Annotated in this window: 17 protein-coding genes and 2 pseudogenes; 5 read left to right on the forward strand and 14 right to left on the reverse strand. The window is 43.4% G+C overall.

Going from position 1 to position 21,262, the window contains the following annotated elements:
* Positions 1–71 precede the first annotated feature (71 nt).
* Together fusA and tuf are read left to right on the forward strand one after the other, a co-directional pair.
* On the forward strand, positions 72–2,207 hold the full coding sequence (gene fusA, locus ACNS8M_RS03200; protein ID WP_168460864.1) for an elongation factor G: 2,136 nt from the start codon (positions 72–74) through the stop codon (positions 2,205–2,207).
* 94 nt (positions 2,208–2,301) lie between these two features.
* Positions 2,302–3,492 (forward strand): elongation factor Tu, encoded by a 1,191-nt coding sequence (gene tuf, locus ACNS8M_RS03205; protein ID WP_236094463.1) that lies wholly within the window; start codon positions 2,302–2,304, stop codon positions 3,490–3,492.
* 48 nt (positions 3,493–3,540) lie between these two features.
* On the opposite strand, the gene ACNS8M_RS03210 is transcribed toward tuf, so the two are convergent.
* The 6 genes and pseudogenes from ACNS8M_RS03210 to ACNS8M_RS03235 form a co-directional block, all read right to left on the reverse strand.
* The gene (locus ACNS8M_RS03210) at positions 3,541–4,845 is read right to left on the reverse strand and encodes an IS4 family transposase (protein WP_168525014.1); all 1,305 of its coding nucleotides are present in this window, start codon (positions 4,843–4,845) and stop codon (positions 3,541–3,543) included.
* A 214-nt stretch (positions 4,846–5,059) separates the two neighbouring features.
* Positions 5,060–5,287, reverse strand: a pseudogene (locus ACNS8M_RS03215) (transposase domain-containing protein); the annotation flags it as partial.
* A 104-nt stretch (positions 5,288–5,391) separates the two neighbouring features.
* Positions 5,392–7,053, reverse strand: coding sequence for a group II intron reverse transcriptase/maturase (gene ltrA / locus ACNS8M_RS03220; RefSeq protein ID WP_419225113.1), 1,662 nt, complete (start codon positions 7,051–7,053; stop codon positions 5,392–5,394).
* Positions 7,054–7,628: 575 nt separating this feature from the next.
* Positions 7,629–9,050 (reverse strand): annotated as a pseudogene (gene tnpC / locus ACNS8M_RS03225) (IS66 family transposase); the annotation flags it as partial.
* Between the two features lie 74 nt (positions 9,051–9,124).
* Positions 9,125–9,460, reverse strand: coding sequence for an IS66 family insertion sequence element accessory protein TnpB (tnpB, locus tag ACNS8M_RS03230; RefSeq protein WP_000618091.1), 336 nt, complete (start codon positions 9,458–9,460; stop codon positions 9,125–9,127).
* Positions 9,457–9,840, reverse strand: coding sequence for a transposase (locus ACNS8M_RS03235; protein ID WP_279969639.1), 384 nt, complete (start codon positions 9,838–9,840; stop codon positions 9,457–9,459). Before ACNS8M_RS03235 ends, tnpB begins: the two co-directional genes overlap by 4 nt.
* A 247-nt stretch (positions 9,841–10,087) precedes the next feature.
* On the opposite strand from ACNS8M_RS03235, the gene ACNS8M_RS03240 reads away from it, so the two are divergent.
* Together ACNS8M_RS03240 and rimI are read left to right on the forward strand one after the other, a co-directional pair.
* Entirely contained in the window at positions 10,088–10,969 is an 882-nt protein-coding gene (locus ACNS8M_RS03240; protein WP_168542534.1) for a metal-dependent hydrolase, read from the forward strand.
* A gap of 106 nt (positions 10,970–11,075) precedes the next feature.
* Positions 11,076–11,534 (forward strand): ribosomal protein S18-alanine N-acetyltransferase, encoded by a 459-nt coding sequence (gene rimI, locus ACNS8M_RS03245; protein ID WP_168461469.1) that lies wholly within the window; start codon positions 11,076–11,078, stop codon positions 11,532–11,534.
* 40 nt (positions 11,535–11,574) lie between these two features.
* On the opposite strand, the gene ACNS8M_RS03250 is transcribed toward rimI, so the two are convergent.
* From ACNS8M_RS03250 to trxB, 3 genes are all read right to left on the reverse strand, one after another.
* Entirely contained in the window at positions 11,575–12,390 is an 816-nt protein-coding gene (locus ACNS8M_RS03250) for an arginyltransferase (RefSeq protein ID WP_419225114.1), read from the reverse strand.
* Between the two features lie 24 nt (positions 12,391–12,414).
* On the reverse strand, positions 12,415–13,146 hold the full coding sequence (gene aat, locus ACNS8M_RS03255) for a leucyl/phenylalanyl-tRNA--protein transferase (protein ID WP_168418251.1): 732 nt from the start codon (positions 13,144–13,146) through the stop codon (positions 12,415–12,417).
* A 112-nt stretch (positions 13,147–13,258) separates the two neighbouring features.
* Positions 13,259–14,212, reverse strand: a complete 954-nt coding sequence (gene trxB / locus ACNS8M_RS03260) for a thioredoxin-disulfide reductase (protein ID WP_168418250.1) — start codon at positions 14,210–14,212, stop codon at positions 13,259–13,261.
* 318 nt (positions 14,213–14,530) lie between these two features.
* Here trxB and ACNS8M_RS03265 point away from each other — a divergent pair, with 318 nt between their 5' ends.
* Positions 14,531–17,695 carry a DNA translocase FtsK gene (locus ACNS8M_RS03265; protein WP_419225115.1) on the forward strand — a complete coding sequence of 1,055 codons (3,165 nt, stop codon included), beginning with the start codon at positions 14,531–14,533 and terminating at the stop codon, positions 17,693–17,695.
* Positions 17,696–17,803: 108 nt separating this feature from the next.
* Here the strand turns inward: ACNS8M_RS03265 and ACNS8M_RS03270 are convergent, their stop codons facing one another.
* The 5 genes from ACNS8M_RS03270 to ACNS8M_RS03290 form a co-directional block, all read right to left on the reverse strand.
* Positions 17,804–18,091, reverse strand: coding sequence for a PA4642 family protein (locus ACNS8M_RS03270; protein WP_168418248.1), 288 nt, complete (start codon positions 18,089–18,091; stop codon positions 17,804–17,806).
* 93 nt (positions 18,092–18,184) lie between these two features.
* Positions 18,185–18,457, reverse strand: coding sequence for a cell division topological specificity factor MinE (minE, locus tag ACNS8M_RS03275; RefSeq protein ID WP_004975292.1), 273 nt, complete (start codon positions 18,455–18,457; stop codon positions 18,185–18,187).
* A gap of 2 nt (positions 18,458–18,459) precedes the next feature.
* Positions 18,460–19,272 carry a septum site-determining protein MinD gene (gene minD, locus ACNS8M_RS03280; RefSeq protein ID WP_004975294.1) on the reverse strand — a complete coding sequence of 271 codons (813 nt, stop codon included), beginning with the start codon at positions 19,270–19,272 and terminating at the stop codon, positions 18,460–18,462.
* Between the two features lie 68 nt (positions 19,273–19,340).
* Complete coding sequence (gene minC, locus ACNS8M_RS03285; protein ID WP_419225117.1) at positions 19,341–20,063, reverse strand: septum site-determining protein MinC; 723 nt, start codon at positions 20,061–20,063, stop codon at positions 19,341–19,343.
* A 139-nt stretch (positions 20,064–20,202) separates the two neighbouring features.
* Positions 20,203–21,261 (reverse strand): preprotein translocase subunit SecA, encoded by a 1,059-nt coding sequence (locus tag ACNS8M_RS03290; RefSeq protein WP_286429651.1) that lies wholly within the window; start codon positions 21,259–21,261, stop codon positions 20,203–20,205.
* Position 21,262 lies beyond the last annotated feature (1 nt).

Consider the following 21,262-nt stretch of genomic DNA (forward strand, 5'->3'; position numbering starts at 1 on the left):
AATCGCTTTAAGTTGCTAAGCAGCTTAAAGCGTCCTGTTTTAAACAACAAAATTTAGGAATGCTAGAAATCATGGCACGTCAAACCCCAATTTCTCGTTACCGTAACATTGGTATCTCTGCGCACATCGATGCGGGTAAAACAACAACTTCAGAACGTATTTTGTTCTATACAGGTGAAAGTCACAAACTTGGTGAAACTCACGAAGGTTCAGCAACAACTGACTGGATGGAACAAGAGCAAGAACGTGGTATTACTATTACCTCAGCAGCTGTAACATGCTTCTGGAAAGGTATGGCTAACCAATTTGACCAACACCGTATTAACGTAATTGACACCCCAGGACACGTTGACTTCACAATCGAAGTTGAGCGTTCTATGCGTGTTCTTGACGGTGCATGTATGGTTTACTGTGCTGTAGGTGGTGTACAACCTCAGTCTGAAACTGTATGGCGTCAAGCAAACAAATATAAAGTACCTCGTTTAGCGTTCGTTAACAAAATGGACCGTACTGGTGCAAACTTCTTCCGCGTAGTTGAACAAATGAAGACACGTTTGGGTGCTAACCCAGTGCCTATCGTTGTTCCAGTGGGCGCAGAAGACACATTTACAGGTGTTATTGACTTAATCGAAATGAAGTCAATCATCTGGGATGAAGCTTCTCAAGGTATGAAGTTTGAATACGGCGAGATTCCAGCTGATCTTCAAGCAACTGCTGAAGAATGGCGTACTAACATGGTTGAAGCTGCTGCTGAAGCATCAGAAGAACTCATGGACAAGTACCTAGAAAATGGTGAACTTTCTAAAGAAGAAATCATTGCTGGTTTACGTCAACGTACATTAGCGGGTGAAATTCAACCTGCAATGTGTGGTTCAGCATTCAAAAACAAAGGTGTTCAACGTATGTTGGACGCAGTAATTGAATTCTTACCCGCACCAACTGACGTTGAAGCAATTAAAGGTATCTTAGACGACAAAGACGAAACTGAAGATTCTCGTGAAGCGTCTGATGAAGCTCCGTTTGCTGCGTTAGCGTTCAAAATCATGAACGACAAATTCGTTGGTAACTTAACGTTCGTACGTGTTTACTCAGGTGTTCTTAAAGCGGGTAGCCCGGTTTATAACCCAGTGAAAATGAAGCGTGAGCGTATTGGTCGTATCGTACAGATGCACGCAAATGACCGTCACGACATCGAAGAAATTCGTGCGGGTGATATCGCAGCGTGTGTAGGTCTTAAAGATACAACGACTGGTGATACATTGTGTGATGAAAACGCAGTGATTACACTAGAGCGTATGGAATTCCCAGAGCCAGTAATTGCATTGGCTGTTGAACCTAAGACTAAAGCTGACCAAGAAAAAATGTCAGTAGCTTTAGGTCGCTTGGCGAAAGAAGACCCTTCATTCCGCGTACGTACAGACGAAGAATCTGGCCAAACGATTATTGCGGGTATGGGTGAGCTTCACCTTGACATCATCGTTGACCGTATGAAGCGTGAATTCAACGTTGAAGCGAACATTGGTAAACCAATGGTTGCTTACCGTGAAACGATCAAAAAGTCTATCGAACAAGAAGGTAAGTTCGTTCGTCAAACTGGTGGTAAAGGTAAATTCGGTCACGTATTCGTACGTTTAGAGCCGCTTGATCCTGAAGCTGGTAAAGATTACGAATTCGCTGAAGAAGTTGTAGGTGGTGTAGTACCTAAAGAATTCTTCGGTGCGGTTGACAAAGGTATTCAAGAACGTATGAAGAATGGTGTCTTGGCTGGTTACCCAGTTGTAGGCATTAAAGCTACATTGTTCGACGGTTCTTACCACGATGTCGACTCTGACGAATTATCGTTCAAAATGGCAGGTTCTTACGCATTCCGTGATGGTTTCATGAAAGCAGATCCTATCCTTCTTGAACCAATCATGAAAGTTGAAGTAGAAACTCCAGAAGACTACATGGGCGATATCATGGGTGACTTAAACCGTCGTCGTGGTATGGTTCAAGGTATGGACGACTTACCTGGCGGTACTAAAGCAATTCGTGCTGAAGTTCCACTTGCAGAGATGTTTGGTTACGCAACACACATGCGTTCTATGTCTCAAGGTCGTGCGACTTACTCTATGGAATTTGCTAAATATGCTGAAACTCCACGTAACGTGGCAGATGGCATCATTGCTAAATTCCAGTCTGGTGGTAAAAAAGGTGACGACGAGTAATCTTTCGATTACTATAAGCGCAAACTAATTCATAGTTAAAAACCTAATGCTCATGGAGTGATCCTCCATGAGTTGTTTTAAAAAGGAAGATCTCATGGCTAAGGCTAAGTTCGAACGTAATAAGCCACACGTTAACGTGGGCACAATCGGTCACGTTGACCATGGTAAAACAACTTTAACAGCTGCGATTGCTACAGTATGTGCACGTAAGTTTGGTGGTGAAGCGAAAGATTACGCTGCTATCGACTCTGCACCAGAAGAAAAAGCACGTGGTATTACAATTAATACTTCTCACGTAGAATACGATTCTCCAACTCGTCACTACGCGCACGTAGACTGCCCAGGCCACGCCGACTATGTTAAAAACATGATCACTGGTGCTGCTCAGATGGACGGTGCGATCCTTGTTTGTTCAGCGACTGATGGTCCAATGCCACAAACTCGTGAACACATCCTTCTTTCTCGTCAGGTAGGTGTACCTTACATCATCGTATTCTTAAACAAATGCGATATCGTAGACGACGAAGAGTTAATCGAATTAGTTGAAATGGAAGTTCGTGAACTTCTTTCTACTTACGACTTCCCAGGCGACGACACTCCAGTAATCCGTGGTTCAGCACTTGCTGCACTTAACGGTGAATCAGGTCAATATGGCGAAGATGCTGTAGTTGCTCTTGTTGAAGCGCTTGATACTTACATCCCAGAGCCAGTACGTGCAATCGACCAAGCATTCTTAATGCCAATCGAAGACGTATTCTCAATTTCTGGTCGTGGTACAGTAGTAACTGGCCGTGTTGAAACTGGTATCGTGAAAGTAGGCGAAGAAGTTGAAATCGTTGGTATCAAAGACACAGTTAAAACAACTGTAACTGGTGTAGAAATGTTCCGTAAACTTCTAGACGAAGGTCGTGCGGGCGAGAACTGTGGTGTTCTTCTACGTGGTACTAAGCGTGAAGACGTACAACGTGGTCAAGTACTTGCTAAACCAGGTACAATCAAGCCACACACTAAATTCGATGCGGAAGTATACGTACTTTCTAAAGAAGAAGGTGGTCGTCACACTCCATTCCTTAACGGTTACCGTCCACAATTCTATTTCCGTACAACTGACGTAACTGGTGCAATCCAGTTGAAAGAAGGCGTTGAAATGGTAATGCCAGGTGACAACGTAGAAATGTCAGTAGAATTAATCCACCCAATCGCAATGGACGCTGGTTTACGCTTCGCGATCCGTGAAGGTGGTCGTACTGTAGGTGCTGGTGTTGTTGCTAAAGTAACAGCATAATCACTGTATAGTGTGAAAAAGCGCTCCATTTGGAGTAATGCCAGTCAGTTAAGAAATTGACTGGCATTTTCTTGGATATTTTTGTGCTTTAATTTTCACTACTCGCGGACATTGCCTTTGCCTTTTTTCAGGTAATACAAATATTTTAGATTGTTCAAATAATTGTGCTAAATGTTTGGGTAGATTTCCTGCTGATTCTAAAGGTGTGTGCCTTAAGATATTGATAATACTCATAGATGCAATATGGAAACTGATCCTTAAAGGACTCACCTTTGCATGTTCAGCGATAAACCTCATCTGTCTTCTTAAGATATTATAAGCAATAAATACCCCCCACAATTCTTGATAGACCAAATCAGGTTGTTTGCTTCTTAAAATTCTTGCATCCTGTAAATCACTTTTAATTTCCCGATAACACATTTCTATTTCCCAACGCTGGATATAAAGCATTGCAAGGTCTTTGAATGGATAAACTTTAGAATCTGTTAATGATGTAATGTAACGTCTTATTTTTCCTGCATATTCAACTTCAATTAAACGTGCTTCCCAATAGTCACCCAATGACGGATTTATCTTTTTTGCTCTTGCTGAAACAGGCATTTTGATCTGAAAGTCATGGGCCGCATTATGATGAATCACTTCATAACGCAGGTTGTCCTTTGCTCGCATCAACCAATGACTCTCTTCTGCCTGAGATTGCCAACTCACTAAAAAATCAGCAGAGAAGTAAGCACGATCAAATAGGGTAATACTGCGAACTGGTGCTTTTAATTGACTGGCTAAGGTTAATTCACCTTGATCCATACTGCCAATTTGGGCATCAATCATTTCATGTGTATTGGTATTCACCAGGCAAGTCGCTCTGACTTGTGGGTAAGGGGCAGCTGCTGTTTTGCCTTTGGATGAACCAAAGTGCTTAAAGTTTTCTTCTGTATGAGGCATAGACCAAACCACACCATCTACAGCACAAACGCATAGACCGTGAAAGTTGCTATATTGTTGTTGTGAGTCTTTAAACCATGCCTGACTTAATGTCGAAAATAAAGCACTCATGGGCTCTAAGCCTAAGCGCTGTCTTGCTTGTACGGATGCACTCGGTACACAGTATTCTGCCGTACCGAAAACAAGTTGCAATTGTTGAACCACATACCAAATCGGTTGATTTCGAAATAGAGCAAGTCCGATTACCAGCCAAACAACATGTTCAGCAGGCAGTTTTCTTTTTCGAATTGATGCTTTACCTGTTTGGTTTAAGCAATCTTCAATCCAGTTTAAATCAATCAATTCACTGAATTGTGAAAGTGAAGGTAGGGTTTGTTTTAATGTTAAATCTAAATTCTGAGATAAATTCATAAAAAAAGAGCGTATTTACATACGCTCTTTTTACAGTATTTTAACTTTTTTTGCTTAACTGACTGGCATTACTCCATTTGGAGCGCTTTTTTTATGGTTATTTTTTATCTAAATCACAAAACAAATTTAAAGTATTGCTATTTGTGCTTTTGCACCACAAAAACAATTTCACTCATCATTATTGTAAGCGTCCGCTGAATCCCATACCAATTTTTTAATTCGATTTAGGTTTCCAGCAGTGCGGCAGCAATTCTTCAATTTGGGTCACTTTGTGTGTCGGTAACCTTTTCAGCACATCACTTAAATAGGCATACGGATCCAAGCCATTCAGCTTTGCTGACTGGATTAAAGTCATGATATTGGCTGCTCGCTGACCGCTGCGCAGCGAACCTGCAAACAACCAGTTCTTACGGCCCAATGCCCAAGGTCGCATTTGATTGTCGGGTAGTCAGACGCAGTTACCTACGTCCAACCCCCTAAGAACCGTGCATGCGAGTTTCCCAGCACACGGCTCAAGCCTCTGCTAAGGCGCCATTCGGCACCCGGTTATACATCGTTGACATTGGCAAACTGAACACTCCTCGGACAATACAGATGGTAAATCTCAAGATTAGCAACTGCATCCGTTCCACCATGACTTAGCTTCACAATATGACGGCTGTGCCATGGTGTATCTTTGGTGACTGGTTTAAGACAGGCGCAGCAGCGACCACCTTGTTTTAGCCACACCCGATACAGCTTGGCTCGCCCCTTTGCGGAGACCAGCATTCTTTTACCCCATCGGGATTCGAAGTACTCATCCCATGCGGGGTCATGAGGGTTAGCAGCAGCCTTGATCTTGATATGTCGCACAATTGGCGTGTCCGAGGCAGACACTAATGTGTATTGTCGCTTCCGACCATCGGCGGACTGTTCATCACATGAGAACACCCATCGACGCGCTCCTTGTACTTTGAAATACCGATCTTTGACCCATCGGAGTGTCTTGCGAGGGTGGCGACGTACAGCCCATCGCCAGAGCATTTCCCACACTGCGTTGTCTACCTGGTTGAAAACCTTCTTGGCAACGACATGACTATGATAGTTGGCCCAACCCCTTAGAATCGGGTTGAGCAAACCGATCAAAGTGGCCTGTCGTGTCGCTTTGTTTGCATTGATTAATGCTCGCAGCTTGTCAAGATGAGCGCTGATGTTTGCCTTTGACGGCTTGATCAGTAGCTTGCCGTTGTACTTACGTACGTTCCAGCCAAGAAAATCGAACCCGTTCCCTATGTGCGTGATTTTGGTCTTTTCCTGAGAGAGCACGAGACCGCGCTGCGCCAGAAATTCAACCACGGCAGGACGAACTTCATTTTCGAGCCACTCTTTAGAATACCCCGTGATGATGAAATCATCCGCATACCGTACCAGTTGCAGCTTTTTGCCTGTCCATTTGGCGTTAGAGAACCTCTTAGCCAGCATCGTTTCCAGTCCGTCCAAGGTCATGTTGGCCAGCACCGGGGAGATAATACCTCCTTGCGGTGTTCCGGAAAGACTGGGAAACAGCTTGCTTTGGTAGACGTAACCGGCTTTGAGCCATTTCCGTAGAATCACCTTGTCCATTGGGAGGTTGGCGATCATCCAGTCATGGCTGATATTGTCGAAACAGCCTTGAATGTCACCCTCTAGCACCCACTCCGCACTTACTTTTCTTGACAGCACACCAAAGCACTGTGCTGCAGCATCCGCGGTTGAGCGTTGTGGTCTGAATCCATAAGAGTTCCGATCAGCGGTGGTCTCCGCGATGGGTTCCAAAGCCAGCAGATGGAGCGCCTGCATGGCCCGGCATTTCATCGTGGGTATCCCGAGAGGTCTCATCTTGCCATTTTTCTTCGGAATAAGGACTCTCCGAAGCGGAAGGGGCGTGTAACCTCGCCTCTTCAACGACATCATCGCACCGGTCTTGGCCTTGGGTGTATTCCAAGTCACCTTGTCGACCCCAGCCGTGTTTTTGCCTTTGTTTTCAGACACTCGTTTTACGGCCAATGCTTTGCCACTAAACGAGTGAGTCAGCAGCCATTGCAGAGCTTTCGCCTTGTTATACCTGCCGTCTTGTACCGCCTTCACAATACGCGCTTGCAGCCCTCTGACATGACGCTGTACAGCAATCCAATCGATGCTGTCCCACGATGTGCTGGAAGGCGCACACGCTGATACTGCTGCGTTCATTTGCTCTCCCTCCATTAAAAGGGTTCTACACACTCTCTTGTGATGAGAGACCATAAGGACGTCAGCCCGCTTTCGCGTGAGGTAATGTTTCAACCTCTATCCAACCCATTACAGACTGGCATTCGCTTTTTCCTCGTTCCTTCGCCCGCATCACCATGGGCAGTTTTTGCAAACTGCTTTCCCAATGGGGGTAATACGGGATTTCCACGTTCCGCTTACTGAAGTACATCGGCTTAGGTGCCTGCTATCGACCGGGAGGCGTATGGGTCACGAATGCGTAGTAGAAAGACGCGATTCCCACCTCCATTACCGTTTTGGTTCGAGCGTATTAGCCATTTCCGCTCGTTCAATTTAACGATCGTTGCGCAGATTCACATGTGTTCACCATACCGATTATCTAGCCCTTGTCCGGCTATGGCTGCCAGAAGAGTACGCCTCTCACGATTGATACCCCGCACCTTACGGTGCCTCGTTACATTGTCGAAGGCGCTCTTTATTCAGCCTTCTAGATTCACCCGGTGACACGGGTGGTTCCCGCAGGGGGAACAACTTCATTAAGCGACTTCGTGTCGCACCTCTACCCAATTATTGCAAATCGGTAGATTGCCATCATCCAAATAGCGGCTTAAAGCTGGCCAACGCTTCAGAGTGTAATTGATGGCCTTGGCGGTGGGAGAACTCGATGGCACCGTCAGATGATGTTGGTTGAGCCATTCATATAGTTGTTGCATCACCGGTTGGCTATGCTGTTGTCGGTATTCGCGGCGCTGTTCTGCTGTACCATCGGTCTTTTTCCTGAGTTCTGCTTCTATCGCATACAGTTTCTGAATCAGCACTAATGCCTGTTCAGCGACCTGACTTTTTTTGGTCACATGCAGTTCATGGAATTTACGACGTGCATGGGCCATGCAGCCCACCTCAATGACCTGGCCTGATTTAAAGCGTGCTTTATAACCACTGTAATCATCACAGACTAGATAACCCTGCCAGCCATTCAGGAACGCTTCAGCATGCTGGCCTGAACGACTATCCTGAAAGTCATAGATCACCGCCTGAACTGGATTGTACTGTGTAGTGGCGTAGGCCCAGACATAACCTTTCTTCGGTTTTTTATCATTCTCACCCATCCGCATGATGGTGACTGGTGTTTCATCTGCATGCAGCACCTGCTGTTGTAGTACCACCTCTTTTAAGGCATTGGCCAGAGGTTCCAGTTCTACACCGCAGCGACCTATCCAGTCAGATAAAGTTGATCTAGAAAGTTCGATTCCCGCCCGCTGATAGATCAGACGTTGACGGTACAGCGGCAAATGATCGGCATATTTCGATACCAAAACATGGCTGAGCAGTTCAGGTGAAGCAATGCCTTTATCAATCACATAGGCGGGCATCGCTTGCTGAGTCAGAGTGTCACACTGATCACAGACCCATTTACCACGCACATGCTGTTCCTTATAGAACTGTGCCGGTCTGAAATGCAGTTTTTCACTGATATCTTCGCCGATACGACGGAGTTGGCAGCCACAAGCACATTGGGTTGATGCAGGTTCATGCTCAATACGGATGGTGTGTAGATGATCTGGCAGTGGTCGACGTTTAGGTTTATTGGTTTTGGCTTTCTGTGTCGCTGCATTGGTTTTATCTGCATTTAGCCGTTCCAGTTCTAGATCAACCGCGGCAATATCTTCTTCAACCGCTTCATCCCACAGATGGATTTGTTTTGCCGTTAAGTGTTCATTCTTTTGGGCGAATTTGTGCTTTTTAAACAGCGCCAGTTCATGCTCGTATTTTTGATTGAGAATAGAAAGATGTTGAACTTGAGCATCTAATTGCTGATTGGTGACTTCAAGATGTTGAACTCTGGCATCTAATTGCTGATTTGATTGTTCCAGTTGTTGTTTAGATTGTGCTAGAGACTGATGCTGCATTGCCAACTGTCTGGTGAATTCCAGCAGTTGTTCATGGGTCAGTTGGCTTAAGTCAGGCAGCGTATTCATGACCGCAGTATGCCTGAGGTCATGAGAAGAATGAAATAGAACGTTTGGAGAATAGCAGAATGGAACAGCCTGGTTTAAAGCATCGTCACCACCTGCTGTCGTCCAATGCGCTGCCAGGGCAAACCTTGGATCAGTGCCTGTAACTGTTCCGGGCTAAGGGCCACGGTTTCACCTTGGTGAACTTGAGCCCAGTGAAATTTGCCCTGTTCCAGCCGCCGGGCACACAGCCAGATGCCCAGTCCATCATGTACCAACACTTTCATGCGATGGCCACGTTTATTACAGAACAGGTAAGCACAATGCGGTTTGATGTAGCCAAAGGCTCTCACCACCTGAGCCATGGTCGTATCCATACCTGCACGCATGTCCATGGGCTGAGTAGACAACCAGATTTCATCAATGCGGATCATGTTGCCAGTGCCTTGAGTAATTCTGCCAAGGCAGGTATTTCTGATGTCTGCCATTTTAGCTGAATATCATTATTCGTATGAGGCACGGTGATACACAACGTGATCCTCTCATCAATAGGTTGGCTAATTGCAGCAGTGTAAGGCAAAGCAATAAATGCTGGATTCACATGAGTAGGATCCTGCACGGCACCATCATGATGGCTGAGGATCCTGATCCAACGACTGACAAGGTTGGCATTAATACTATGTTGCAGTGCGACCGAAGCGATCGAGGTATTAGGATTTTTACAGGCATTGACAATACTGAGTTTGAATTCTTTGCTGTATGTTCTGCGTTTTTTAGCAACAGGAGGTGTTGCTGAATATATATCCATGTTCATGGATTAAGTCCCCACTTGTTTTTAGGTGGGAACTAAATTAAGGCTTATAGGATCGCTTGGTAAGGCTGTGTTAGCCGGATGCTTACTCATTATTTTCGTTCCTCATGTCCTGAACTGACAATTTGCTGTCCTTAACTGCACTTAAACAAAAACGAGAAAACTTTAAGATGAAAGCAAGTCAAAAATAAGAAATACGTCGGTTACTGAATAGATGTATTGGTTTTGCAGTAATCGAGGGAGATAAAATATGAATGCTAAAGTCAGTATTAGTCAGCGAGCAGGAGCAAGTTTCCCTGTACGTCGCATGAATTTTAACTTTGATACAGTGCCAGAATATTGGATGAGTGGGAATGCTGGTCTTACCCATTTTATGACTGCATTATCTGCTTTATTCCCTGCAGGTGAAAAGTTCTTTATAGACAGTGTGCGTGCTGTACGTTATCACCCAATGCTAAAAGACAATGCTGAATTGCAAAAAGAAATCAGCGCTTTTATTGGTCAAGAAGCCATGCATACACATGAGCATGTGGGCTTTAATGCTTCAGCGCAAAAGTTTGGACATGATGTTGATACTTTAGATCGTCATACTGATACAGTCATTCAGACTACACGCAAGCTGCTTGCCAAAATCGCAAAACCTGTTGGTATTACACAGGAAATGGTGGATTTAACTGCAACCACAGCCTTAGAGCATTTTACGGCTACGATTGCCTCACAGTTACTCAGCAATTCTCATATTCAAGAGTTGATGAGTGACGATACTATGAAAACCATGTGGTTATGGCATGCCATTGAAGAAAATGAACATAAAGCGGTTGCGTATGATGTATTTGAAGGTGTATTTGGTAAAGGCGTAAAAGCCTACGCATTACGAACATCATCATTAGTGATTTCAATGCTAACTTTATTTTTCGTGCAAAATTATTTTTTACTACGTTTGCTCAAACAAGATCAGCAGTTGAATCTTGAAAACTTAAAAATGATTTATCGTTATGCTTATAGCCCATCGAAAGGCGTGATTACCGGTATGGCAAAAGAAATGTTGCTGTATTTTAAACCAAGTTTTCATCCTAATGATGTTGATACTACGAGTTTGTTGGATACATGGAAAGCCAAATTAGGCTTCTAAACTTTTCCCTTTGGTCAGGCAACGCACGTTGCTTTTTTTTTTGCTCGATTTTTTTGTTATGACTTCTATAATGCCTACATCTTAACACCTAACAAGATCATTTCTTATGATTCGATTAATGCAAGCTGGCGATGTGGCCGATGTTGTTGCAATTGAAAATTTGGTACAAAGCCATCCGTGGTCGGCTAAGCAGTTTGCTGAAGCGGTAGAAAACTATCACACCACGGTCATTGAGCAGGCGGGGAAAGTGGTGGCTTTTTGTATTTTGCAACCCGTGTTGGATGAAGCCAATTTGTTGTTGATGGCAGTGCATCCTAGTCAGCAAGGCAAGGGTTTGGGTTATCAATTGTTAGAACATTCAATTGCCGAGCTGAATAATCAACCTGTGCAAATTTTTTTGGAAGTGCGCGAAAGTAATGAGGCTGCAATTGCGCTGTATGAAAAATCAGGCTTTCATCAAATTGATTTACGTAAAAATTATTATCCTAAACCTGATGGCACACGTGAGCATGCCATTATTATGGTGAAATCTTGCAGCGACGATTTTGCCAGTTTGTTTAAGTAAACGTGAAATCTCAACACATTTAGTATGGGGTTACTGTATTTTATTTAATGATCGAGTTATTCCAACCCAAGGGCAGCGTCGTCATTAAGGAGTTTCCCAATTGCTGAACCTCATCTGCATTTAGACTGCGGTTAATGCGTCGCCATTGACCATCTAAAAGCAGTTCAAGTGGCACATATTGGGACTTGTAATTCATTTTGTTTGAATGTGGCACCCAATAGCCTAAGTAGACATATTGCAACCCCAAGTGTTGGGCTTGTTCAATCTGCTTTAACACTGCAAATGTTCCTAAGGAGCGACGGCTCTCGTCAGGATCAAAAAAAGTATAGACCGCAGAAATACCGTCATCTAAATAGTCGCAGGTCGACACACCAATTAAGCGATCTTCCTGCCACATTTCTAAAAAGAAACTGTGGGTGCAGCTGTGAATTAAAAACTTTTCAAACTGATCACGGCTAGGCGGGAACATATCGCCATCGGCATGACGTTCATTGATATAGCGTTCGTACAGCGCATAATGTACATCACTAGCATCTTGTGGTTGGGTAATTTGGATGTGTAAATCTTGATTGCGTTTCCATGCTTTCTTTTGGGTGCTGTTCATGCCAAATTCCACAACAGGAACACGAGACGACAGGCACTGACGGCAAAGGTGACACTCAGGGCGATAGACAAAGTCACCACTGCGACGAAAACCTAGTCGAGATAATTCAGACAGGGTTACGACATCAATTTTATGTGCAGGGTCTAAAAATACCATGCGTGCAGATTTTTCAGATAAATAACTACAATCGTGCGGCGGGGTAATGTAATACTGCAAATCATTTAGCAGGGATTTTGGGTGATATGAATTCATTTTCAAGATCCCTCTCTGTTATTGTCATTCAAGTAGGCGCGCATACTGCGCTATTGTTTTACTTGAAAATACACTGTCCTGATATTTTTTCCAATTGATGGCGGGCTGTTTTACAACATCTTGTAACGATTTAAGGTAGTCTTGGCGAGAAAGTGTACATGCACCCAAGCTAAGCAAATGCTCATTGACCAATTGGCAGTCAATCCAGGCTAAGTTTTGTTCTTGGCCAATCAGCATCAAGCTATAAAATGCCATTTTGGATACATCGGTGCGATGACTAAACATCGACTCACCAAAACAGCCTTGACCAATGGTGACGCCATATAAGCCGCCCACTAAAGTATTTTGTTCCCAGACTTCAACACTATAGCCATAACCTGCTGCAAACAGCTGACAGTAACCTTGAATAATGTCATCAGATATCCACGTTTCGTTGGCATAACTACGCGGCAAGGCACAATGGCGAATGACCTGCTCAAAGGCGTGGTTAATGGTGATCCGATAATCTATTTTTTTCATGTTGCGGACTAAGGATTTGCTTGGGTGATAATCCTTCGGAAAAATCACACAACGCGGTTCTGGGCTCCACCAACAAATGGGCTCACCTTCTGAAAACCAAGGGAACAAACCATGCGTATAGGCTTCATATAAAGTGGCAGGGGAGAGGTCTGCACCGACACAAATCAAGCCTTCACCTTCAGGATCAACCTCAATTGGATCTGGAAAAATGAATGATGAAGCTGGGAGCGTTTGCATATCAAGAGCCGTATACAGTTTTATATGATCTGCTGCGCATCATACCTAAAAATGTTGTGATAAAAAAACCGCTCCTGAGAGCGGTTTGTGTCTTTAAGGTAATGAGCTGAGTTTATTCGCCTAAGGCATCTAAATACTTTTCTGCATCTAGCGCAGCCATACAGCCTGAACCTGCAGAAGTAATTGCCTGACGGTAAACTGAATCGGCAACATCACCAGCGGCAAATACGCCTGCAACAGAGGTTTGTGTTGCGTTGCCTGCTGTGCCGCTTTGCACTTGAATATAACCATCACGTAAGTTTAACTGACCTTCAAACATGCTGGTATTTGGTTTGTGACCAATCGCAACAAACAAGCCTGAAACTTCAACATCTTGAGTTGAACCATCAGTGGTTGATTTTAAACGTACCGATGTTACACCAGTGTTGTCACCTAAGACTTCATCGACCTGATTATTCCAAAGAATGCTGATTTTGCCTTCTTTTTCTTTGGCAAATAAGTGATCTTGCAAGATTTTTTCAGAACGTAGCGAATCACGGCGGTGTACTAAGGTTACATGCGAAGCAATATTGGAAAGATACAATGCTTCTTCTACAGCCGTGTTGCCACCGCCCACAACCATTACTTTTTGATTTTTATAGAAGAAACCATCACAGGTTGCGCATGCGCTAACGCCTTGACCCATAAATGCTGCTTCAGATTCTAAACCTAAGTATTGTGCAGTTGCACCTGTGCAAATAATGAGTGCATCACAGGTGAATTCTTCCATATCGCCTTTAAGTACAAATGGACGAACATTTAAATTCACTTCATTAATATGGTCATACACGATTTCTGTGCCAAAGCGTTCGGCATGGGCTTGCATACGTTCCATTAACGCAGGGCCAGTTAAACCTTCAGGATCTCCCGGCCAGTTGTCTACTTCAGTGGTGGTGGTCAGCTGACCACCTAATTGCAAGCCTGCAATTAATGTCGGTTTTAAGTTAGCACGTGCTGCATAAACTGCTGCACTATAACCCGCAGGGCCAGAACCTAAAATAATTAATCGTGAGTGACGAGCGCTCATGCACAGCATCCTTTTTTTATTTAGAAATTTATGAAATTATACGTGAAACAGAAAGACTTTGCTGTGTGAATAAATTTGATATTACTGATCAGGTAAATCGATTTGAGCTATATAGAAAAAGTTAACAACACACTTCAATAATCTTGCATCTTTTTCTAGGCAACACGTGCATAATATAAGGTCTGCGATACGTTTTATCTTGTAATCTTCTTCAAGGTTGCATAGATCAATTCAACGCAGAGGCTCATTCAAATAAGTGGCTTTTTAGACCAACGAGCAAACAAAAACATTGATGAAGAATTGGCAACAGGACAGTATATGACTGCGGTGTCGGGTGCTTATGCACAGCGCTTAATAGTGACTTTATTTTTGGTCTCTTTTGGAATTTATCTGTTTCTTGCAACAGTGACCTATACTCCATTTGACCCGGGCTGGATGCATATTTCCAGTGATACCCAACAGGTTTCGAATGCCAGTGGGGTTGCAGGGGCGTGGATTGCCGATTTACTATTTGGATTTTTAGGCTGGGCTAGTTTGCTTATTCCTGCTTATTTATTTATTGAAGCGTTACAAGTTTGGTGGCCACGTAGTTTTTTAAACCGCCCATTTCGTTATGCTGCCCAGTTTTTTATTTTGCTCGCCAGTGCAAGCCTATTGTATTTGTTTTGGCAAGTCCCTGCCGATACGCTAGATAACGCATCTGGGGGGATTATCGGTTTTGAGCTTGGGCAGAGCTTATCACAGCTTTTAAGCATTTATGGGGCTACTGCATTTTTAGTGGCGTTCTGGGTTTTACTGTTTACTTTGGCCTTTGGTGTAAAGTGGAACAGAACTTGGGCGACTTTAAAAGCAACACCTGCCTATCTACAAGATTTATTTTACCGTAATGTGCCTGAGCCAGAATCTGATTTTGAACGTGCTGCACCGCAAGTGAAAAAAACGGTGGTTGCTGCTGCGCCTGCGGTACAGGCCGAAACTACAGCTGCACATGATGATCGTACATCTACAGAAATTGCAGTTGCACAACAAAATCAACAGATTGAAACGCCACATCCTGCAGCGGAGCGTATGTTTAATCACATGCAGCAACGTGAAGAAGATGAACAGGCACAACAGCTTTTAGTTCAAGATGAAATTGATGATGTAGAGCTAGAAAAAACCATTGAAAAAGCACATCAATTGGAACAAGACAGCCAGCGTATTGTGGCAACAGGTGAAGTGTGGCGTGCCTTGCAGGAAAATACTGACTCACAGCATAACCAAGACATTCATGCACTATTGCGTGCTTCAGAAGAACCTGAACACCCAATCCAAAGCAATTCATTAAATGATGGATTACCAACTACGTCTATGCCGCAGTCTGGCAATAAATCATCGTTAGATTGGGATGACGACCAAATTTTTGATGAGCTGTTAGCGGCTGTACCACAAGGAAAAACCGCCAGTGATTTACATAGCCCATTCCAAAGTGACAGCCATGTAGAAACACTCGAAACAGAGCGTGATCACGCTCAGTATGAGGCAAGAAATACTGAGGCTTCAGTAGATTTTCAGCGTAATGAATCGCACTTTACGCCACCATCAGATCATCCTGTTGTAACGCCTAAGCAGGTCAGCCAAGTCAATCGTACAGCGCATGAACTTGATGGTTTAGATGATTTACTGGTGGATGATCTTTTGGGTGATGAGCCATTTGAAGATCATGTTCAGAATCCAACAAAAGCAGTACGTAGCAGCAGTAGTTATGCGCAAAGCTCTGCTTTTGTGCAGGCACCTATTCAGACGGCAGCAACTGCAGCAGCAGTTGCAGGTTCAGCAACGACAGCGCAGACGGCTACAACTGAAAAAGTTGCCTTATCTAAGGAAGCTTTTGTAGAAGCATGGCAGGAAACAGCAGGCAAGCCACAAGATGAAGATGATTTCGATTTTGATGCGCCTTTGACCGATGCCAGTGGCCGTCCAATGTCACGCGCGATGCAAGTCGCAGAAAAGCGTCGTGATCTTTCTCCGCTACCAGGTTTGGAATTGTTGGATAAGGTTGACCCGAATAAAAAGGTCAATTTTACGGCAGAACAATTGGCGCGCTTGTCTGAGTTGCTGGAAATTAAGTTACAGGAATTCAATGTCAAAGCCAAAGTGGTCGAAGCACAGCCTGGGCCTGTAGTGACACGTTTTGAACTGGATTTGGCACCTGGGGTGAAAGCGTCAAAAGTGACCAATATTTCTCGTGACTTGGCACGTTCTATGTCTATGGCATCGGTGCGTGTGGTGGAAGTCATTCCAGGCAAGCCGTACATTGGTATTGAAGTGCCAAACAGCACCCGAGAAATGGTGCGTTTGATTGAATTATTGCAAACCCCTGCTTTTGAAGATCCGAACGGTATTTTATCCATGGCGATGGGTAAAGATATTTCAGGCAATCCAGTGATTACAGAATTGGGCAAAGCACCACACATGCTAGTTGCAGGTACAACAGGTTCAGGTAAATCGGTTGCGGTGAACTCAATGATTTTATCGATGCTGCTGAAATATAAACCTGATCAATTGCGTTTAATTCTGATTGACCCGAAACAATTGGAATTGGCTAACTATAATGATATTCCACATTTATTGACACCTGTCGTGACTGATATGAAAGATGCAGTCAGTGCTTTGAATTGGTGTGTCAATGAAATGGAACGTCGTTATAAGTTAATGTCCTTCCTTAAAATTCGTAAGTTAAGCGACTATAACCGTAAGGTGGAAGAGGCGCTTGCTAGTGGTGAAGACCTGATTGATCCAACTTGGAAACCGAGTGATTCTGCTACACAGGAACGTGCTCCACGCTTAACTCCATTACCTTCTATTGTGATTGTGGCAGATGAGTTTGCCGACATGATTATGCAGGTCGGTAAAAAAGCAGAAGAAATGATTACCCGTTTGGCACAAAAATCACGTGCAGCAGGGATTCATTTATTGCTTGCGACTCAGCGTCCATCGGTAGATGTGATCACAGGTTTGATTAAAGCCAACATTCCAACCCGTGTGGCCTTGCGCGTAAACTCAAAAATTGACTCGCGCACTATTTTGGATGCAGGTGGTGCAGAAGACTTGCTTGGTCATGGTGATATGCTGTTCTTGGGGCCTGGTAAAATTGAACCAGAGCGTGTGCATGGTGCGTTTATTTCAGATGATGAAGTCAACCGTATTTGTGATGCATGGCGTGAACGTGGTGACCCAGACTATGTGGATGAAATCTTGACACCATTTGATGAAGAACCCTCTTCACGTGGTTTTGAAGATGGTGAAGGCAATCCAGACCGTGACGTGCTTTATGATCAGTGTGTGGCGTTTGTATTGGAAACACGCAAAGTTTCGACTTCGTCTTTACAGCGTAAATTTAGCTTAGGTTATAACCGTGCAGCACGTATTGTCGATCAAATGCAAGAACAGGGTATTGTCAGTGAGCAGGGGCCAAACGGAAAACGTGAAATTTTAGTTTAGTTTTTTCTCATTCTGTTTTATGTTAAAAAAATCCCGCAATGACGATTGCGGGATTTTTTATTTCATTATCTTTTGCTGAATTTAGCTAAAGAAAGACAGCTAAATCGTTTAGGCAAACTTAGCCAAAACTGCTAAAAACTCATCTTTTTGACGAGGGAATTCAGCAATCACGTCATGAATACGTTGACCTTCAGGATTGGTGGCATTCACGTCACGACCATCGGCAATAAACTGGGTCAATAAGCGCTCATAGTCGCTTGGACGCATGTGTTTAAAAGCATGATATAACACATGGAAATCTGCATTGACACCTGCAGGTGGCAACTGATTTAAGTAAGCAAACACACGTTCATCTGACCATGCTTCGTTAAAGGTTGCAGGTTGAGATAATGCCATAGCAATCTCCTTTATATTCTTTTGAAAAAATAGGGCAAAATAATTTGCGTTATTTTGCCCTGATTCAATTTGCTTGACTAATCAGTATTCAGATTATCGCTCTTCAGGCAAATTGATATTCATTTCTAGCATTTCAATATTGGCTTCTGAACGTACTGACATTTGAATGTGTTGTTCATCTACCCCACGCACGTAGCGGTTCACCACTTGCATGATTTCTTTCTTCATCTGATCAATTTTTTCTTGGCTTAAGCGTTTACCAAGACCTTGTTCAGAAGCAACAATCACTTTTAAGCGATCTTTTGCTGTTTGTGCACTAGATGGCTTATCTTCACCGCTAAATAATTTGCTCCAAAATCCTGCCATGTCTACGCTCCAAATAATCGTGCTAACCAGCCCTTAGGTTTCGCTTCAATATGGCGAAACGGACGTTCTTCACCTAAGAATCGTGCAACCAAGTCATCATAAGCCTGACCTGCAGCAGCATCGCTATACAGAATGACAGGTTTACCTTCGTTTGATGCTTGAAGTACGCTCTTACATTCAGGAATTACGCCTAAAGTAGGTACACGTAAAATATCTTTAGAAATGTCATCAATCGTTAGCATTTCTTGTTTATCGGCACGTTCTGGGTTGTAACGTGTAATACACAGGTGCTTACGGATACGACCTTCGTTTTGTTCTACTTTTTTAGTTTTGCTGTCGAGCATACCAATAATACGGTCAGAGTCACGTACTGAAGAAATTTCAGGGTTAGTCACAATAATCGCTTCATCGGCATGATACATCGCTAAAATAGCACCGCGCTCAATCCCTGCAGGTGAGTCACAAATAATGTAATCAAACTCTTGTGCAAGCTCATCCATAATACGTGCCACGCCTTCATCGGTCAGGGCATCTTTATCACGGGTTTGAGAGGCTGGAAGAATATAAAGGTTTTCAATATCTTTATCGCGAATTAATGCTTGTTGTAAACGCGCTTCATTATTTAAAACATTCACAAAATCATAAACAACGCGACGTTCACAACCCATAATTAAGTCAAGGTTACGTAAACCCACGTCAAAATCGATAACAACAGTTTTGTGACCACGTAGGGCTAAACCTGTTGCAAAAGATGCACTTGTAGTGGTTTTACCTACGCCACCTTTGCCTGATGTTACGACAACAATTTTCGCCACCGAATCCACTCCTGTTATGGTTTAAATTCCCCTATATTTTTTGGGGATTTTTGGTGATTATTTATACATTAAAATTGTAGAGCTTCAAATACAAGCTCTTGGTTATCATTTAAGTAAATATGCACAGGTTTTTTGGTCACATGCTGTGGAATGTCGTCCGCAACGCAATATGTGCCTGCAATAGATACCAATTCTGCTTCAAGGGAATGGCAGAAAATTCGTGCTGTAATATTCCCGCCCGCGCCGGCAATGACTCTACCACGTACACTACCATAAATATGTATATTTCCTGAAGCAATCACTTCTGAACCGCTATTAATGCCTGCGGTTAAAATGATGTCGCCTTGATGCTGTACCAAACATTGACCTGTGCGCAAAATTTCATCGTGATACGACGTAATATGTGCCACTGCAGGTGCAGTTTCAGCGACTTGATTTTCAGTCTGTTGTTCTGCGGCAGGCTCAGGTTTAACTTCCACCACTTGTTCTTTGGTCGCTTTCACTTCTTGAAGTGGGCGGTCTTGTGGAATCACAGGAAATTGAATGGCACGTGCCTGATCGCCCAATAGTCCTTCAGTCACCGCAATTGGCTGTGCCTCTAAACTAATGAGTAATTGAATCAGTGCAATCAGTTCCTGTTCGACTGAACTTTCAATCACCATCAAAACGCCTGGTGGAAATGATTTTTGCAACATTGGGCTTAGTTGCTGGCGGATCGCATCATGATCATTGGTGTCTAAGCTAATGCGAATCGCATTGACCAATCTGCCTTTTATCCGTATGTCAGCCATAATAATTCCTTAACACTTCTGACTCTGCTGGTTGTCGAAGTCATATTATAAATAGAGCAAATCCTAGAACAAATTGGGTGAATTCTCTAGTTGCATGACTAAAAATATTTATCCCAATCGTAAAAATGTTAAAACGCACTCATGAAATATTCTGTTGTTGTCCTTCATCTAAAATTTGTTGCCATTGTTTGACTTTTACTTGTTTGCGAATGGCTTCCAAACTTTCAAATACTGCTGACTCTACTAATTTATCAATATGCTGATTATGTTCAACTTCTATCTGACTAATTTTTTCGGCAATCATTTGATACGTCGGGTTGCTGGACTGTGCGTTCGGTTGTGCAAAAGGTTCAATCAAGCCTTGGGTGATGTTTTCGCCTAGTCGCTGACCAATACTTTGAATTTGCTGTTCAATACGACCACCAACCAATGGAATCAGACGCAGAAGCTGAGTCAGCTCAGGCGTATCTTCAATGGCTTGATTGACTACCAGCCCTACATTTTTTGCAATTTGGTGGCGTTGGGCTTGCAACTCTTTACCCAAGGATTCTTGCAGAATATCCGCCAGTGCAATGGCCAGTAACTGACGATGCCGCTCGACCAAATCATCAATAAACTGTTTGTGTGTGGTGCTGGTGGTCAGTTCACGCTGTACGCCATTCAGCACAGTCAGTACCACTCGGCTACTCAGTTCTTCCATCAATAAGCTGTAATAGAAGTTGCCACGTTTATACCAACTATTTGGGATGACTTTATAACCGTGACTATGCAGGTTGTAGCCAATAGCAAAGGCGCGTAATAAACGTAAAAAACGTAGCTGTGGAATGATTGCGAGAATTTCATACCAGTGAATAAACGGAAAGAACCACCAGCGTTGATGATGCTTAAAAATAATAGCAATGCCCCAGCGCACACCCAATTCCACAATTAAAAATGTGGTAAACCAACCTTCGGTGATAATCACCCAAGGACGTAACTCGCCCCGATAAAACTGTAAGATTTCAGGCAGGCGAATAAAGTCGAACAGCCATTCACCAAAATCACTCATTAAAATGGCATTGGCACTTAAACAGAACAAGTTGAAGATGATTAAACCCATCAAAAACAAGTCATAAATTAAGGCAATTTTCCAACCCCATGAATCTTTACGCAGGGTATGGAATGAGGATTTGATTACAGGCTCTTCAGACTTTTTCATG

This window comes from Acinetobacter sp. A2 (assembly GCF_048537555.1).
GTDB lineage: Bacteria > Pseudomonadota > Gammaproteobacteria > Pseudomonadales > Moraxellaceae > Acinetobacter.

Bases quoted from the DNA above. Each gene is read 5' to 3' on its own strand.
- fusA (WP_168460864.1), top strand. From the start codon at position 72: ATGGCACGTCAAACCCCAATTTCTCGTTACCGTAACATTGGTATCTCT.
- tuf (WP_236094463.1), top strand. From the start codon at position 2,302: ATGGCTAAGGCTAAGTTCGAACGTAATAAGCCACACGTTAACGTGGGC.
- ACNS8M_RS03210 (WP_168525014.1), bottom strand. From the start codon at position 4,845: ATGAATTTATCTCAGAATTTAGATTTAACATTAAAACAAACCCTACCT.
- ltrA (WP_419225113.1), bottom strand. From the start codon at position 7,053: ATGAACGCAGCAGTATCAGCGTGTGCGCCTTCCAGCACATCGTGGGAC.
- tnpB (WP_000618091.1), bottom strand. From the start codon at position 9,460: ATGATCCGCATTGATGAAATCTGGTTGTCTACTCAGCCCATGGACATG.
- ACNS8M_RS03235 (WP_279969639.1), bottom strand. From the start codon at position 9,840: ATGAACATGGATATATATTCAGCAACACCTCCTGTTGCTAAAAAACGC.
- ACNS8M_RS03240 (WP_168542534.1), top strand. From the start codon at position 10,088: ATGAATGCTAAAGTCAGTATTAGTCAGCGAGCAGGAGCAAGTTTCCCT.
- rimI (WP_168461469.1), top strand. From the start codon at position 11,076: ATGATTCGATTAATGCAAGCTGGCGATGTGGCCGATGTTGTTGCAATT.
- ACNS8M_RS03250 (WP_419225114.1), bottom strand. From the start codon at position 12,390: ATGAATTCATATCACCCAAAATCCCTGCTAAATGATTTGCAGTATTAC.
- aat (WP_168418251.1), bottom strand. From the start codon at position 13,146: ATGCAAACGCTCCCAGCTTCATCATTCATTTTTCCAGATCCAATTGAG.
- trxB (WP_168418250.1), bottom strand. From the start codon at position 14,212: ATGAGCGCTCGTCACTCACGATTAATTATTTTAGGTTCTGGCCCTGCG.
- ACNS8M_RS03265 (WP_419225115.1), top strand. From the start codon at position 14,531: ATGACTGCGGTGTCGGGTGCTTATGCACAGCGCTTAATAGTGACTTTA.
- ACNS8M_RS03270 (WP_168418248.1), bottom strand. From the start codon at position 18,091: ATGGCATTATCTCAACCTGCAACCTTTAACGAAGCATGGTCAGATGAA.
- minE (WP_004975292.1), bottom strand. From the start codon at position 18,457: ATGGCAGGATTTTGGAGCAAATTATTTAGCGGTGAAGATAAGCCATCT.
- minC (WP_419225117.1), bottom strand. From the start codon at position 20,063: ATGGCTGACATACGGATAAAAGGCAGATTGGTCAATGCGATTCGCATT.
- ACNS8M_RS03290 (WP_286429651.1), bottom strand. From the start codon at position 21,261: ATGAAAAAGTCTGAAGAGCCTGTAATCAAATCCTCATTCCATACCCTG.